Annotated in this window: 16 protein-coding genes and 1 pseudogene; 7 read left to right on the top strand and 10 right to left on the bottom strand. The window is 68.1% G+C overall.

The window, feature by feature from the left end:
- Positions 1–118 precede the first annotated feature (118 nt).
- Entirely contained in the window at positions 119–409 is a 291-nt protein-coding gene (locus tag Hhyl2_RS17075; RefSeq protein ID WP_483551963.1) for a DUF7526 family protein, read from the top strand.
- 46 nt (positions 410–455) lie between these two features.
- Here the strand turns inward: Hhyl2_RS17075 and psmB are convergent, their stop codons facing one another.
- From psmB to pth2, 3 genes are all read right to left on the bottom strand, one after another.
- A complete protein-coding gene (psmB, locus tag Hhyl2_RS17070) occupies positions 456–1148 on the bottom strand; it encodes an archaeal proteasome endopeptidase complex subunit beta (protein WP_483551962.1) in 693 nt (230 codons plus the stop codon).
- The gene (psmA, locus tag Hhyl2_RS17065; RefSeq protein WP_483551961.1) at positions 1148–1882 is read right to left on the bottom strand and encodes an archaeal proteasome endopeptidase complex subunit alpha; all 735 of its coding nucleotides are present in this window, start codon (positions 1880–1882) and stop codon (positions 1148–1150) included. The genes psmB and psmA overlap by 1 nt, the downstream gene beginning before the upstream one ends.
- 77 nt (positions 1883–1959) lie before the next feature.
- Positions 1960–2298 carry a peptidyl-tRNA hydrolase Pth2 gene (gene pth2, locus Hhyl2_RS17060; RefSeq protein ID WP_483551960.1) on the bottom strand — a complete coding sequence of 113 codons (339 nt, stop codon included), beginning with the start codon at positions 2296–2298 and terminating at the stop codon, positions 1960–1962.
- Positions 2299–2405: 107 nt separating this feature from the next.
- On the opposite strand from pth2, the gene Hhyl2_RS17055 reads away from it, so the two are divergent.
- Positions 2406–3011 (top strand): YIP1 family protein, encoded by a 606-nt coding sequence (locus Hhyl2_RS17055; protein ID WP_483551959.1) that lies wholly within the window; start codon positions 2406–2408, stop codon positions 3009–3011.
- Between the two features lie 246 nt (positions 3012–3257).
- On the opposite strand, the gene Hhyl2_RS17050 is transcribed toward Hhyl2_RS17055, so the two are convergent.
- Positions 3258–3659: a carboxymuconolactone decarboxylase family protein gene (locus Hhyl2_RS17050; RefSeq protein ID WP_483551958.1), complete on the bottom strand. Its 402-nt coding sequence runs from the start codon at positions 3657–3659 to the stop codon at positions 3258–3260.
- 352 nt (positions 3660–4011) lie between these two features.
- Between Hhyl2_RS17050 and dcd the strand changes: the two genes are divergently transcribed.
- From dcd to Hhyl2_RS17035, 3 genes are all read left to right on the top strand, one after another.
- Positions 4012–4599, top strand: coding sequence for a dCTP deaminase (gene dcd, locus Hhyl2_RS17045; protein WP_483551957.1), 588 nt, complete (start codon positions 4012–4014; stop codon positions 4597–4599).
- A 114-nt stretch (positions 4600–4713) separates the two neighbouring features.
- The gene (locus tag Hhyl2_RS17040) at positions 4714–5610 is read left to right on the top strand and encodes a thiamine-phosphate synthase family protein (RefSeq protein ID WP_483551956.1); all 897 of its coding nucleotides are present in this window, start codon (positions 4714–4716) and stop codon (positions 5608–5610) included.
- Positions 5607–6257: a class I SAM-dependent methyltransferase gene (locus Hhyl2_RS17035; RefSeq protein ID WP_483551955.1), complete on the top strand. Its 651-nt coding sequence runs from the start codon at positions 5607–5609 to the stop codon at positions 6255–6257. The genes Hhyl2_RS17040 and Hhyl2_RS17035 overlap by 4 nt, the downstream gene beginning before the upstream one ends.
- Position 6258: 1 nt before the next feature.
- On the opposite strand, the gene Hhyl2_RS17030 is transcribed toward Hhyl2_RS17035, so the two are convergent.
- Genes Hhyl2_RS17030 through Hhyl2_RS17010 form a run of 5 tightly spaced genes read right to left on the bottom strand, consistent with a single transcriptional unit; the run spans position 6259 to position 12548 of the window.
- Entirely contained in the window at positions 6259–7692 is a 1434-nt protein-coding gene (locus Hhyl2_RS17030) for a glycosyltransferase family 87 protein (protein WP_483551954.1), read from the bottom strand.
- Positions 7693–7742: 50 nt separating this feature from the next.
- Positions 7743–9560 (bottom strand): flippase-like domain-containing protein, encoded by a 1818-nt coding sequence (locus Hhyl2_RS17025; RefSeq protein ID WP_483551953.1) that lies wholly within the window; start codon positions 9558–9560, stop codon positions 7743–7745.
- A gap of 39 nt (positions 9561–9599) precedes the next feature.
- Complete coding sequence (locus tag Hhyl2_RS17020) at positions 9600–11327, bottom strand: radical SAM protein (protein ID WP_483551952.1); 1728 nt, start codon at positions 11325–11327, stop codon at positions 9600–9602.
- Between the two features lie 23 nt (positions 11328–11350).
- Positions 11351–11707, bottom strand: coding sequence for a DUF4112 domain-containing protein (locus Hhyl2_RS17015; RefSeq protein WP_483551951.1), 357 nt, complete (start codon positions 11705–11707; stop codon positions 11351–11353).
- Between the two features lie 37 nt (positions 11708–11744).
- Positions 11745–12548, bottom strand: a complete 804-nt coding sequence (locus Hhyl2_RS17010; RefSeq protein WP_483551950.1) for a DUF429 domain-containing protein — start codon at positions 12546–12548, stop codon at positions 11745–11747.
- A gap of 191 nt (positions 12549–12739) precedes the next feature.
- Between Hhyl2_RS17010 and Hhyl2_RS17005 the strand changes: the two genes are divergently transcribed.
- On the top strand, positions 12740–12898 hold the full coding sequence (locus Hhyl2_RS17005) for a DUF7559 family protein (RefSeq protein WP_483551949.1): 159 nt from the start codon (positions 12740–12742) through the stop codon (positions 12896–12898).
- Positions 12895–13299, top strand: a pseudogene (locus Hhyl2_RS17000) (Hsp20/alpha crystallin family protein); the annotation flags it as partial. The gene Hhyl2_RS17005 and the pseudogene Hhyl2_RS17000, both read left to right, overlap by 4 nt.
- Positions 13300–13317: 18 nt before the next feature.
- Here the strand turns inward: Hhyl2_RS17000 and Hhyl2_RS16995 are convergent.
- Positions 13318–14415 carry an NAD(P)/FAD-dependent oxidoreductase gene (locus Hhyl2_RS16995; RefSeq protein WP_483551948.1) on the bottom strand — a complete coding sequence of 366 codons (1098 nt, stop codon included), beginning with the start codon at positions 14413–14415 and terminating at the stop codon, positions 13318–13320.
- Positions 14416–14422: the final 7 nt, after the last annotated feature.

Here is a 14422-nt window from a genome sequence, read left to right as displayed (position 1 = left end):
CCCCACTTAACTCCCGGAATACCGGCACAGAGCGGCTATGGAGCCAGCTGTTGCCAAACACCAACATACCGAGTGCCGACACGAGAAGGCACATAGTGCTCGGGCCCGAGCCACCGGTATGACCGAGCGGATCCGCGGGGAGGTCATCCACGTCGTCGACCCGGCCGACCTCGACGACTACGACCTCCAGCCGGAACTCGAAGAACTGGCCGAGTCGCGGTACGTCATCGTCTGCCGGGAGGGCGGGACCCCCTCGTGGTTCGAGCGACTACGGGCGTTCTTCCTGCGAGAGCCCATCGAACCGATCACCCTCGTCTCGGAACGGGGTGCCGACGAAGGCCAAGAAGTGACTGCACGCGTCCGGGAGACAGAGATGGCAGGCGTCTACGAGGCGACCCGACTCGACTGAGCCCCCGCTCACGACGTGAACGGACAAAATGTAGTCGGTGCCGTTCTCAGGCCGCCGACTCGTAGTCGTCGAACCGGTCGATGTCGACGCCGTCGCTGGTGATCTCGGCCAGAACGATGCCGTTGCCCGACCCGGTGTCGCGCTCCGCGGCCGCTTCGACCGCACGGATCGCCAGGGCGCGAGCTTCTTCGAGGCTCATCTCGGGGTCGTACTCGCCCTCGATGGTCCCCGTCGCGACCATGGTCCCGGAGCCGGTGACGGTGTAGTCGTCCTGCAGGACGCCGCCGGCCGGATCGACGCTGTAGACGTGGCTGCCTTCCTCGTCGACCCCGCCGATGATGGGGTTGATGGCGAAGAAGGGGCCGCCGCGGGCGAAGTTGCCCGCCAGCGTCGCCAGCGCGTGGATCGTCAGCGGTTCGTTACGGCGGACCTCGAAGAGGTTGGCCTCCGAGCGCAGCGATCGGATGAACGACTGGGCGCCGCCGACGCTGCCGACCAGCGTCATCGCCGCAGTCGGGTGGATCTGCTCGACCTTCTGGACCTGTTTGTTCGAGACGAAGCGGCCGCCCAGCGAGGCGCGCCGGTCTGTCGCGATGACGACGCCGTCGTCGGTGCTGATACCGACGGTGGTCGTCCCGGTCTTGGTGACCGTCTCCTCGTCGCGTCCGCTGTCGTCCGAGGGGATGGTGCCGACCTCGGGCTCGTAGGCGTCGGTCAGACGGTTGTCGGGGTCGTACATCACTCCTCACCTCCGAGTTCGAACTCGGCCAGGCGGTCGGCGATGTCGTCCTCCGAGAGCTTCTCGAACTGCTCGTGCTCGACATCGATGGTGGCGATGTCGACGCCCGTCGCGTCCAGCCCCTCGTCGTTGACCGACGCGAGCGACCGGAGCGCCAGTTCGACGCCGGCTTCCAGATCCATCTCCTCGGCGTACTCCTCTTCGAGGAAGTTCTGGATCTCCTCGCGGGAGCCACCGATGGCGACGGCCTGCCACTCGTAGGGCGTCCCCGACGGATCCGTCTCGAACAGGCGCGGTTCGCCGTTCTCGATGCCACCGACCAGCAGCGCGACACCGAACGGGCGTGCACCACCCGTCTGGGTGTACTGCTGAATGTAGTCGGTGATCTCCTTGGTCAGGGACTCGACGGAGGCCGGCTCGTCGTACCGCAGCCGGTTGACCTGGGCCTGTCGACGGGCCACGTCGATGAGCTGCCGGGCGTCGGCCACGTGACCGGCGCTGGCGATACCGACGTGGTCGTCGATCTCGTGGATCTTCTCGATGCTGTCCCGCTCGATGAGCGGCGACCGGGCGCGCCGGTCGGCCGCCAGTACGACGCCGTCGGCGGTCCGGACGCCGACACTCGCGGTGCCGCGCTTGACCGCCTCGCGGGCGTACTCGACCTGGTAGAGGCGCCCGTCCGGCGAGAAGATGGTTATCCCGCGGTCGTACGCCTGCTGTTCGTTACCTTGCATGATGTGTGCTCTGTGTTGTTCACCTGAGGTTAGTGGTACTTATATATAACCATACCGGTGGTATGGTCCCGCTGTCCTCAGTACAGCGGCAGGTCGCCGGTGACCCGGTCCACCAGTTCGTCCTCGGCGGGACCCACCGCGAGTGCGGTGACGGTCCCCGGGTCGAGCTGTGTGTGGCCGGCGTCTCTGACGACCGCATGCGGCAGGCCCTCGCGCTCGGCGACGTCGGCGAGTTCGAACAGTTCGTCCTCGCTCGTGGCCTTGAGCACGACCTTCTTCTGGCCCTCGCCCTTCCAGGCTTTCTGGGCCGACCGACCCGCGTCCTCGTAGGCCGACAGGGCGGCGTGCGCGACCTGGGCGGCGAGTTTCCCCTCGCCCATGCCGACGTCGGCCCGTGCGACGATGGCCTGCTTCATGGGTACACATGGCGACCCGCACTTAAAGCCCCCTCGGAGCACCCGACCGGTTGCACATACCACAGGGTACATACACCGTGGGCGAGGACTCTCCCAGCACACGCCAGATGGTCCGTCGACTCCTGTTCCGTCCCCGTCAGTTCTTCGAGGCCCGCAGCGACGGCATGAACGGCGGCATCGGTGCCGGCATCGCCGTCGTCTTCTCGCTCGTGCTGACCTCCATCGTCGGCGTCGCGCTCTGGGTGTTCAGCCAGCAACTCGGGGGCGACCTCAGAACACAGTTCTGGGGGGAGGTCACCAGCGCGCTCCCGCTCGTGTTCCTGGGACTGCTCGTCACGTGGCTTCTCCTCTCGACGGTCCTCTACCTCGGTGCCAAACTGGGCGGTGGCCGCGGTACCTTCGGCGCCACGCTCGAACTCACCGCCTGGGGTCTGCTCCCGACGCTGTTGACGGGGCTGGCCGGTGGCGTCGCTCTCGTCGTCTACGGCCTCCAGACCGATCTCGCCGTCGACAGCCTGCAAGCCCTCGGCACACGGGTCCAGCCGTTACAGACCGGCCTCTCCGGACTGACGATCCTGCTCGTCCAGATCGGCGTCGCCGCGCTGCAGGCGTTCATCTGGGCCGCCGGCCTGCGTGTCGTCCACGAACTCACGCGCTTCGCTGCCGTGGTGACGGCGGTGCTGGTCGCCGTCGCGCTCGTGATACTGGTGTGACCTGGGTCCCCAGACAGTGTCCAGTCAGGCAGACCAGGACGTGGATGTCCAGATACCACTGGCCGGCGCTCGGTAGTCGTGGCTGTCCAACTGTCGGTAGTTGGAGCGTCGCACTGTCAGCAAGCGATTCTGTCGTAACCACTGGGGTACGGCGTCTCTCGGACGGGACGACGGTCCGACTGACGTCCCGGAGCAGTAGGTCGGATACCGCCCAGAGAAAAAACGATAGTTCCCGATCCGGCCAGATCAGTCGTCCGCGACGGCCTCTTCCTGTTCGCTGAGGTACTCGAATATCTCGTCCGTGTCCGCGACGAAGTCGTCGTGTTCGTACTCGTTCCCGTGCAGTAGCGTCGAGAAGTACCTGGTCACACCAGAGAGGTTGACCGTCTCTTCGAGTTCGGCCTCCGACACGCCCGCAAATCGTGCCTCCTCCCTGTGGAAGTACGCGCAGTAGGGGCACTGCATCGCGGCGGCTGCACTCACTCCGACGAGAGCTTTCTCGCGTGGGGACAGATCAGTCTCCTCGAGGAGGAGATCCCGAAAGATCCCCCAACTGTGGTCACTTGCCGGCTCTGCGATGATCTCCATCCAGTCCGGAACCTGGCCGAGCGTTTCTTCGATTTCCTGAATCGTTTGCTGTGTCGCCATGAAGCACGCCTCGCCTTTGTAGGCTGTTAACACTCGTCACAAAATTGCATAGGCGTTCCGACAACAATCAGGGTATTTGATTGTCAGATATGTGTACACCCAGACCCAAATGACAGCAGGTTACCTAACTTGGGAGGGGGGATCGAAGGCACGTCGCTTCCACGCCAGATGCATATCTCCCAGCGGCGACGCCTGTTCGCTCCGTTCGGAGTATTCCATTCGTGCCCATCGTCTCCTGTAGCTCGGTCTCGCGCCGGGCATCCGATACAGTTCCCGGGTTCGCGACGGCTGCGAGACACCACCGCGCTCCGAGGCGGGAACCTTTAGGCGACGCGTTGCGCTACCTCGGGTAATGATACTCTCGGACGCGGACATCCTGCGACGCCTGGAGGAGGGCGACCTGGTCGTCGAGCCACTCGACGATCCCGACATCCAGATCCAGCCGGCCAGCATCGACCTCCGACTGGGACGGGAGTTCCTGGAGTTCCAGCACGCCAACATCCCCTGTATCCACCCCAACAGCGAACAGGAGGTCGCCGACTACGTCGAGGAGACGGTCGTCGACGCCGACGACGAGTACATCCTCCACCCCGGCGACTTCGTCCTGGGAACGACTCACGAACGCGTCGAGATTCCCGACGATCTCATCGCCCACGTCGAGGGGCGCTCGTCCCTTGGCCGTCTTGCGATCGTGGTCCATGCAACTGCGGGACTATGTGACCCCGGGTACGAGGGGCAGATCACGCTCGAACTGTCGAACCTCGGCACTGCGCCCGTGGCGCTCTCGCCGGGCATGCGCATCTCGCAGTTGACCTTCACGGAACTGAAGACGCCGGCCGACCGCCCCTACGGCGACGAGCGCGGCTCGAAGTACCAGGGCCAGAAAGGGCCACAGGCGAGCAAGATACAGGGGGATCGCGAGTTCGGAGGCGACCAATGAGGACGCTCGTGTCCGACTCTCGGCTCCGAGCGAGTGAGTTCGGAGGCGACCAATGAGCGACGCCGGTGTCGCTCTGCTGTCGGCGAGAAACGAGTCCGGAGGAGGCGATCAGTGATGCGGTTCGTCGAGGAGGTCGTCGTCGAGGAGTTCCTCCCGACGTTCCGGTCGCTCCTGGCCGAGGCGCTCCGCGAGCGAGGCCTCACACAGTCCGAGGTAGCCGCTCTCCTGGGGATCAGTCAGAGCGCGGTCTCGAAGTACGTCCACGGCGACGTCGACCGCAACGAGGACCTGCTCGACCACCGCGGGCTCTCGGAACTCGTCGAGCGACTGGCGGACGGGCTGGCGGCCGGCGAGATGACGTCGGTCCAGGCGCTCGTCGAGACGGAGGTGTTCATCAGGGAACTCGAACGCGGCGGGCTCCTGGCACAGCTCCACGAGGAGCGGGTCCCCGAACTCGCCGAGTACGAGGGCGAGTTCGCCGTCCACGATCCGGACTCGACGCTCCGGGCGGCCGAGCGGACCCTCTCGTCGGTCCGGCGTGGCCTCCAGGTCCTGGAGAACACGAGCGGGTTCGCGACGCTGATTCCGGCAGTGGGGTCGAACCTCGTGGAGACGCTGCCCGACGGCGACAGCATCGAGGACGTCGCCGCTGTCCCCGGTCGGATACTGGACGTGAAAGGGCGGGCGACGATTCCGGCCGAACCGGAGTTCGGCGTCAGCGAGCACGTCGCGTCGCTCCTGCTGGCCGCGCGGGCCGCCGGCAGCGACGCACGGGCGGCACTGAACGTCCGCTACGACGAGTCGGTCGTGACGGCACTGACGGACGCCGGTCACGTGACCGCCGAGTTCGACGCCGAAGCGGCTATCGAGACCGGCGTCGCCGACGCGCTGGCCGAGACGCCCGACGCGGACGTCCTCTACCAGACCGGCGGGATGGGCGTCGAGCCGGTCGTCTACCTGCTCGGCGAGGACGCCGTGGCCGTCGCCGAGCGAGCGCGGGACCTGCTGTGACGGACGTCCAGGCGTTCTACGGCCGGTGGGCGCGCGTCTACGACGCCGTCGCGTCGGTCCCGTTCGTCGGCTCGTGGCGAGCAAGCGCCGTCGAGACGCTCGCCCTCGCTCGCGGCGACACCGTCGTCGAGATGGGGTGTGGGACAGGCGCGAACGTCCCGTATCTACGACGACAGGTCGGTCCCGACGGCCGCGTCGTCGGCCTGGATCTGACACGCAAGATGCTCGACCAGGGCCGGCGCCAGGGTGGCCGGACCGGACGCAACGTCGACTACGTTCAGGGCGACGCAGCACGGCCCCCCGTCGACAGTGCCGACGCCGTCCTGGCAACGTTCGTCGCCGGGCTGTTTCCCGACCCCGAACCGGTCGTCGACCGCTGGTGTGACACCGTGGGCGCTGGGGGGCGCGTGACGCTGCTGAACTTCCAGCGCAGCGACGCGGCCGTCGCCACTCCGTTGAACGCCGTCTTCGAAGGGTTCGTCAGGCTCTCCTCGCCGGGGAGCCGTCTCTCCCGGACCTCGCAGGCCTCGGCCTTCGAACAGCGGGTCGCGGCAGCGCGCGAGCGCCTGACCGAGCGGACGGTCGACCGCCGCTACGAGACCTTCGCCGGGGGATACCTCGGACTGGTGTCCGGGCGGGTCACGTGACTCAGTCGCCGGACTCGGCTGCCGTCGTGCCGGCGGCCGTCGGGGGTGGCTCGCGCTCGACGCGATAGACGAGACAGCCGACGAGCGAGAGGAGGCAGCCGTACAGCACCGGCGTTCCGAGCGCGAACACCGGACGTAACGTCGCTGTGAGAGCGGTGGCTGTCTCGGCCGTCACCGGCAGCAGGTCGAGTAGTCTCGGGACGGCACCGAACGACAGCGAGACGTTCGCCAGGAGCGTGCCGGCGACGAACAGCCGACGGCCCCAGCCCCGCGGGAGGGCGTACAGCAACACCACCAGAGGGAACGTCAGGTAGACGTAGTAGAGCAACAGCGACGGGAAAAAGAGGAGCATGGCGACGAGCGTGCCGTACAGCGCGACCAGTCTGTCGGTGACACTCTGGACGTCCCAGTACAGCCCCGCCAGCACCGGTGCAAGCAGCGCAGCAGCACCGACAGCGTACCACGTCGGATCGACGGTCGGGAAGAAGACCGACAGCGGCCGGCGGAGCGTGACGTAGCTGACGGTCGGGTCGAGGCCGCCGACGAACGCCTCGCTGTCCCGGCGGGCGAGCAACACGTCGAAGAGGTACGTCCGGTAGGTGTCCGGTCCGAACGCGGCGAGTCCGGCAGCGGTGAGCGTGCCCGCCGTCGCGACGGCTGCGGCGATGGTCCGCCACGCACGCTTGTAGAGCAGCCAGAGCCCGACAGCGGCCGGGAACACCTTGACGAACGCCGGGACGGCCAGCGCGACGCCGGCCAGCCACTCGCGGTCCCACTCCAACCAGACCAGCCCGGCAGCGAAGGCGGCCACGAGAAAGTGGTTGACCTGCCCGTAGGCGAGCGAGGGGACAGCGTGGACCGACGCCAGCACGGAGGCGCCGATCAGCAATCGATCGCGACGCGGGACCCGATACCCCAGCGACTCGACGTACCGGGCCAGCAGCAGCGTCAGCCAGCCGCTCGCCACGACCGTGTGTAGCGTCAGCACCGCGTAGCCGACGGGCCAGTCGCCCAGTCGCGCCAGCGGGACGAACACCAGCACCGTCACCGGCGGATAGAGGTAGTGGAACTGGCTGGACGGCGGCGTCACCGCGTAGAAGTCACTACCGGCGAGAACCGCCTGCGCAGCGGCGTCGTACACGCGGTAGTTCAGACCGAACTTGACCGGCCAGGCCAGCGCGTAGTACGCGCCGAGGCCGAGGCCGAGGAGGACGGCGCTCCCGAGAGCGAGCCAGACGTCACGGCGGTGAGTACTGGGGGACATGGGCGGGCAAGCGGGGCAGGCGTCTCTCCGGGAGAGAGCGGTCACGATGCCGGGCTGTCGGCGGGCGGTGTAGAGGGGACGGCCCGGCACGTCGCGGAACGACTCCCCGAGTGACAGGTAGTGGGCTGCTTGCAGGACGGGGTTCTTCAGTGCGTCGGTCCACAGCGCCACGCGTCGTCGGGGCCGGTGACTGGGGGGCCCTCGCTGGACGGTACAGGTAGCTACGCCTCGGCTTCGGGGTCGACGTCGCTCGCGTTTCGTGACTCCTCGACCGCTTTCGTCAGCGAGACGTTGAGCCAGGCCATCGAGGCGACGCCGCCGACGATGGTGACCGCGTTCTTGACGGCGTGGTCGACGATGGCGATCGAGAGCGCGGTCGTCACGCCGACGGGGGTCAGCGGCGCGACGATGATCGTGAACGCGCCCTCGTAGAGGCCGACACCGCCGGGCGTGAGCGGCAGGACCTTCGCGAGGTTCCCGACGCTGACCGCGAAGAAGCCGACGGCGATCAGCGACGGCGTGGGGTCGTAGCCGAACGCGGCGAAGACGGCCAGCGCGGTCAGGACGTCCAGTGACCAGATGAGGAGGCTGCCGAGGCCGACGCGGGCGAACGTCGGGCCGTCCGCGGCGACGGTCTGGACGTCGCCGACGAACTGCTCGATGACGCCGGCCACGTAGTCGGCGTAGGAGTCGTCGCTGAGTCGGCCGACGGCCGTCCGGACGAGGTTCCGGTCGGTGCGGGCGCTGACGACGATGGTCGCGACAGCCGCGATAGCCGCGAGTCCGACGGCGGCGGCCACGACGACGGCGGTCTGGCCGCTGCTGGCGGTGTCGCCGCCGACGGCGTCGCCGGTCAGTGCCGCGAACAGCGCGTCCGCAGAGCCGGTGACCGCCAGCCCCATCAGGACGACGCCAGCCAGCAACGTGATCGTCAGCAGGTCGAAGACGCGTTCGACGGCCAGCGAGGCGAAGCCGGTGGGATAAGGGATCGACCGTCGGGCCTTCACGACGTAGGCACGGACGGCGTCGCCCGCTCGCGCGGGGAAGACGAGGTTCCCGGTCTGGCTGATGAAGACCGCGCCAGTGAGAAAGCCCCACCGTTCGTGAAAGTCCATGGAGTCCAGGATGTCCCGGTAGCGGATCCCCCGGAGCGGCCAGGAGAGCGCGTAGACCAGCGCCGAGAGCCCGACGACGGCCGGGTCGGCCTGGGCCATCCGTTCCAGCACCGTCCGGGGGTCGAGATACTGGGTCATCAACAGCAGCGCGACGACGACCAGGAGGATGCCGGCAGTCATCGACACCCTGCGGGTGATCCGCGGGCTGACAGACAGTTCCCAGAACGTCCGGAGGATCTGGCTGCCCATCCCGAAGACGTCCCGGACGATGTCGACCTTCGAGTCGCCCTTCGGCGTCCAGTCGACGGGGAACTCCTTGACCCGGAAGCCGTTGCGCTGGGCCTTCACGAGCAGTTCCGTGTCCCAGAACCAGTGTTCGTCCTGGACCATCGGCGCCAGCGTCGCCATCGCGTCCCGGTCGAAGGCTTTGAACCCACACTGGTGGTCCTGCAGGTCCGACCGCAGGACGGTCCGGACCAGCGTGTTGTAACCCAGGCTCGGGATGCCGCGTTTGGCCGGTCGGTCGGCGCGGTTCTCGGGGAGCCAGCGCGACCCGGTCGCCACGTCGTAGGCCCCCGACCGGACGCTCTCGACCAGCTCTTCGAGGTGGCGCATGTCGGTCGCCAGGTCCGTATCGAAGTACACCAGCGTCTGCCCGGCCGCTCGCTCGAAGGCGTATTCGAGCGCGCCACCGCGGCCGAGCCGGTCGTCGCTGTGGACGTGGCGGACCCGCTCGTCCTCGCGGGCCAGGCGGGTGGCGATCTCCGGCGTCCGGTCGGCACAGCCGTCCTCGGCGACGATGACTTCGAAGCTTCCGGCCGGGAGGAAGGAGGCGAGCGTCTCCAGGGTGACCGTGACGGTCTCCTCGATGGTGTCCTCCTCGTTGTACGCGGGGAGGACGACGCTCACCTCGATGTCGCTCATTGCAACAGGGTAGTCCCCACTGGACCCAAGAAGTTTCTGTTACGGCCGCTCGGCCGTGGCGAACTTCGAGAGGTCGACGTCCGCGACGCCCTCGACGGAGTCGTAGGGGCGGTCGACGACGATGTTCCCGGCAGTCTGGGAACCGATGCCCGGAATCGCCTGGAGTTCGTCCATCGAGGCGGCGTTGAGGTCCAGCGGGTGCGGAACACCGGTGACCGAGCGATAGCCGTGGTCGGTCACCGCTACGTCCAGCACCCGGCCGAGTTCACGCTCGCCGGGGATGGCGACCAGCAGCGGGTAGGTCCCCAGTTGCCGGCCGAACGTCTTGCCGTCCTGGTGGTACTCCAGGTGGACGTCGGGCAGGACGGTGCCGGGCGGCGCGACCCGCTGGAGCATCGGGTTGTCGATGGTCTCCCGAACCTCGCGTTTGTACTGCTTGAACAGTTTCTTGTGGTCCTTGGCGATGTCGGCCCCCGTCTCGGCCATGTCGGTCCCCTCGAAGGCCATGACCTGACGGATGTTGACACGGCGAAGCAGCAGGTCCGCGTCGTAGACGCGCTGGAGGAACCGCTTGTTGTGCTCGAAGGTCTCCCGCGTCTCGCCTTTCAGGCCGTGGACGAGGTTGATGCCAGGGAGCAGTTTCGGGAGCCGTGGCGCGGCGTCGTCCCCGAAGTTCGGTGCCGACCCGTCCGCGTCGGTCCGCGGGTCGCCGTCCCCGCCGGGGCGCCAGCCGGCCACCTCGTTGACGACCTTGACAGCCTCGAAGCACTCGTCGGCGGTGACGTTGAGGTTGTTGTCGCTCATCACCTCGGGGTCGGCCGACTCTAAACCGAACGCCGCCGTGTCGCCGGGCGTGTTGTGCTCGGCGATGATGCGGATCCCCTCGCGGGCCTTCTCGGGCCACTTGACGATGGTGATGGGGTTCATGTTGTCCAGGTGCAGCGTCTCCAGGTCGGGTGCGACCTCGCGGATGCCGCCGTAGAGTCGGCCGAGCGCGTCAGGGTTCGGTGCCTCGCCATCGCCACCGTAGGCGAGGATGTCGGCCTGTCGACCCAGCCGGAAGTGCTTGACTCCGCGGTCCGAGAGGGCGTCGACCTCGTCGACGACGCTCTCGGGCGGCCGGAAGTCCGGGTTCCCGTACATCGGTTCCGTACAGAACGAACAGCGGTACGGACAGCCCCGAGAGGTCTCCATCTCGCAGATGAGGTAGTCCGGGTGGTTGGGGTGTTGCTCGACGACGAACGCGCCGGCCCGCGCCCAGCGGGTCTCCTCCTCGACGGAGCGATAGCGGTCGTTGAATCCCTCCAGGCCGGACTCGACGAGGTCGTAGACGGCGGCCTCGGCGTCGGCCATCGCCAGGAAGTCGAAGTCGAGGTCGTCGCGGGCCGTCTCGCTGGCCCCCTCGTTGGCCTCGCCGACGCCGAAGCGGACAGGGCCGCCGATGATCGAGGTTCCCTCGGCGGTCCAGGCAAGTTTCCGGACCTCGTCGGGTTCGGCGGGGGTCCCGCCGACGTACTTGCCGGGAACGGTCATCCCGCCGACGTAGACCATGAGGTCGGCCGTCTCGACGTCCTGCCAGCGGCGCCGCTCGTCGCGGAGTTCGTCGATGGTGTGGTACGTGATCTGGTCACTCGGGACGCCCGCGTCGACCAGCGCACCGGCCGCGTACCGGGGATACGTCGAGATGTACGGCGGGACCCCGAAATGTGCGGGTTCGTCGACGTAGCCGTCGACGATGGTCACGGAGAGCGTCTCGGGGTCGGTCATGGCCCGGGATTGACGCTCGACGCCTAAAACGATGTCTTGTCTCGCTCGGCCAGGTCACGAGCGACCAGTTCGGCGTTCCGCGTGTTGGCCGTCCAGAGCGCGTCGAAGAGGTCCCCCACGACCGGAACGCTCCCGACCGCGAAGTCGAGTGCGATGTTCAGCACCATCCGCGTAAGGGTTCGCTTCGAGACACCCAGGCGAGCCGCCTCGACGACGATGTACAGCGAGAGGAGGGCAGCGACGGCGTCGCCGGCGACGGGAAGCACGCCCAGAACGACGTCGAACCCGACCCGATAGCGGGTTCCGGGAACGCCGATGCTCGCGTCGAGGAGCCGCGCAACCCGTCTGATCCGGGTCAGCCCCGCCGGTTCGGTGTCCATAGACGGCGTTGGGCGTCGGCGAAGAAAGTGATGACGCCTAGACGTGGATGCAGCCTTCAGTGAGGGGGCCGACGGGGGTCGGACTGGCACCGCTGGCGACCCGGCCCGTGGTGACGGCGGCCGCAAGCGAGTCCAGTGCGTCGTGGTTGTCGAGGTACTGCCGGCGGTGGGCGCCGACGAGGACGCTACACTCCGAGACGGCGTCGACGTTCGCCGCCCGGCGGTCGCGGGCACCGTCGACGTTCTTGTATCCCTCGCGGTAACAGCCCAGCCAGCCGAACGTGGCCGCCGGGTAGACCTCACAGACCCGCGTCGTCGTCTCGTCGGTCGGCTCCTGCATCGGGACGACGGCGGTGTCGGCCCGCTCGGCGAGTCGTCCGAGGACGTCCCGGACGCCGTAGAAGGTCATGCTCCGGGTCCGGTTGGTGTAGGGACACAGCGCGCCGCGCCGGAAGTCCGTCTCGCGGCGGATATCACGCTTCTCGGTGGCCATCTCTGCGGTGCGTCGGCAGCGTTCGGAGAAGGACCGCGGGTCGTTCGGGCCCTCGTCGCCGGCTAGCCACTCGACCAGGCCGTGCCAGCTACCGCGACACTGGGCGTCGAGGATCGCCTGGGGGAGGCTGAAGGGGAAATCGAGGCCGACGGTCCCGATATCATCGTCGGTGATACGGTCACAGAGGCCGGCGTGGGCCGCCTCGCGGCCCCCGCCCCAGCGATCAGTCGCGCGGTAACACTCGTCGACGCGCAGTCCCCGCGGCGTCCGTGTCGCCTCTGTCACCCAGAGTGCGTCGCCGGCGCCGCTCGCGCCGCTGAAGTCGACGCCCAGTACGCCCTCGCTCATAACCGCATGTTCACCGGCAATGGTATCAATGTTCTGTCCGGGGCTGGTGCGGAGGGTGTAGGTACGCGACTCCCGGTGTGAACAGCCAGAACGCGGGGGCTTTCTGGCTCTTGGAACTCTCGACTGTGACAGTAACCACTGCACCAGGGGCCTCCGAAAGCGGTTTGTCCCCGACGAACCAACGGAACGGTATGCCCGCCACGATGGAAGTCGTCTGCACGGACGACGACTGCGAACTCGACATGTTCGAGCTGCATTACACGTACGATATGCCGGACGGTGTCGGGGTCACGGACTTCACCTGCCCGTACTGTGGGGGGGTCGACTGTCTGGAGGAAGTCGAGTTATGATCCGCGAACTCGGCGAGTCCATCGAGAACGCGGTCTTCGAGAACGTGGGCCGGGCCTCGGCCCGCGTCCAGGAGCGCAAGCCGCTGCCGGCGGACCTGCTGGAATCTGACGACGCGTACCTCGTGGTGTTCGACGCGCCGGGCGCGACGGCCTCGGACATCCAGGTCCGCTACGTCGACGACCGCGTCGAGGTCCGCATCGACCGGTTCCGTGACTTCCACGACGGGTTCGACATGCGGTTCCCCGGCCGCGGCCTGGCACTCGATGGCTCGCTCACCCTGCCCGAGGACGCCCACGTCGACGCCGACGCCGCCTCGGCGACGCTGAAGGCCGACGGGACCCTCCACGTCACCGTCCCGAAGGTCGCCGAGAACGACCTCGACGAGGGTGACGTCGACGATAGCGACGCCTGACTGTTCTCACCAATCGCTCGTCGGGTCTCCCAGCGGGTCGAACTGCTCGTCACCGTCGAAGCGCGACGGGTCCGTCCGGTCCTCGAATCGCTCGCCCAGCGGCGACGCCGTCCCGAGGACGGCGCTGGCGACGTGCTCGGCGACGGCCGGGGCACGCATCAGCCCGTGGCCGTGCCATCCCGCCGCGACGTAACAGCCCTCTGCGACCGAACCGACCAGCGGGTCCCGGTCCGGCGTCGCGGTACACAGGCCGGCCCACGAGCGGGTCGCCGTGGGGGAACGCGTCGTCGCCGCGTCGACGCGGTCCAGCACCGACGCCACGAACGACGGGTCCGCGTCGGGGTTCCAGTCGTCAGGCGTCGCGGCGTGGGCGCCGTCGCCGACGAGGAGCCCACCGTCTCTGGGGCGCCAGTAGAACTCCGTGGTCGCGTCGTACAGCGCCGGCAGCGTCGCAGCCACAGACTCGGTACACAGCGCCTGTGCGCGGTAGGTACCCAGTGCGAGCGAGACGTCGATGTCCGCGAGGAGGGGCTTCGTGGCGTGACCGGCAGCGACGACGACGGCGTCGAACACCTCGGTCCCACGCGGTGTGCTGACGGTTCTGGGCCCGGCGAGTGCGACTTCTGTGTCCGTTCGGAGCGTCACTCCAGCGCTGCGGGCCCGTTCGGCCAGCCAGTCGACGACGGCCGTCGGGTCGACCAGGCCCGCATCGTGGGCGATACCGGCCGTGACGACGTCGTCGGTCGCCAGCGCGGGATAGCGGTCGGCCAGGTCGGCCGGCACGAGTCTGGCGACGTCCCGCCCGTTCGCCTGCATCCGGTCGACCTGGCGGTCGATAGCCCGGCCGTCGTCCTCGTCGCGGGCGACCCAGACGTACGGACAGTCCTCGAGGAGTCCCCACTCGCGGTAGCGGGCCAGCGCGTGGCCGGCGACGGCTGCCTCGACGGGGTCGGCGAACGCGTCGTAGCAGATACCGGCCGCGCGACCGGTCGCGCCGCTTCCAAGCTCACCACGTTCGTACAGCGTGACCGTGGCGCCCCGTGTCGCCAGGTCGCCCGCGACGACGAGTCCGACCGCCCCACCGCCGACGACAGCGACCCGCATCGGTCCG

It is taken from the genome of Haloarcula sp. H-hyl2 (genome assembly GCF_056934385.1).
Note: the sequence above shows the minus strand (reverse complement) of the source record. Positions and strands in the feature narration are given on the sequence as shown.

Coding starts and splice junctions, on each gene's coding strand:
- Hhyl2_RS17015 (WP_483551951.1), bottom strand. CDS start 11,707: ATGGACACCGAACCGGCGGGGCTGACCCGGATCAGACGGGTTGCGCGG.
- psmB (WP_483551962.1), bottom strand. CDS start 1,148: ATGTACGACCCCGACAACCGTCTGACCGACGCCTACGAGCCCGAGGTC.
- pth2 (WP_483551960.1), bottom strand. CDS start 2,298: ATGAAGCAGGCCATCGTCGCACGGGCCGACGTCGGCATGGGCGAGGGG.
- Hhyl2_RS17055 (WP_483551959.1), top strand. CDS start 2,406: ATGGTCCGTCGACTCCTGTTCCGTCCCCGTCAGTTCTTCGAGGCCCGC.
- Hhyl2_RS17020 (WP_483551952.1), bottom strand. CDS start 11,327: ATGACCGACCCCGAGACGCTCTCCGTGACCATCGTCGACGGCTACGTC.
- Hhyl2_RS17040 (WP_483551956.1), top strand. CDS start 4,714: ATGCGGTTCGTCGAGGAGGTCGTCGTCGAGGAGTTCCTCCCGACGTTC.
- Hhyl2_RS17050 (WP_483551958.1), bottom strand. CDS start 3,659: ATGGCGACACAGCAAACGATTCAGGAAATCGAAGAAACGCTCGGCCAG.
- Hhyl2_RS17025 (WP_483551953.1), bottom strand. CDS start 9,560: ATGAGCGACATCGAGGTGAGCGTCGTCCTCCCCGCGTACAACGAGGAG.
- Hhyl2_RS16995 (WP_483551948.1), bottom strand. CDS start 14,415: ATGCGGGTCGCTGTCGTCGGCGGTGGGGCGGTCGGACTCGTCGTCGCG.
- Hhyl2_RS17010 (WP_483551950.1), bottom strand. CDS start 12,548: ATGAGCGAGGGCGTACTGGGCGTCGACTTCAGCGGCGCGAGCGGCGCC.
- dcd (WP_483551957.1), top strand. CDS start 4,012: ATGATACTCTCGGACGCGGACATCCTGCGACGCCTGGAGGAGGGCGAC.
- Hhyl2_RS17005 (WP_483551949.1), top strand. CDS start 12,740: ATGCCCGCCACGATGGAAGTCGTCTGCACGGACGACGACTGCGAACTC.
- Hhyl2_RS17075 (WP_483551963.1), top strand. CDS start 119: ATGACCGAGCGGATCCGCGGGGAGGTCATCCACGTCGTCGACCCGGCC.
- psmA (WP_483551961.1), bottom strand. CDS start 1,882: ATGCAAGGTAACGAACAGCAGGCGTACGACCGCGGGATAACCATCTTC.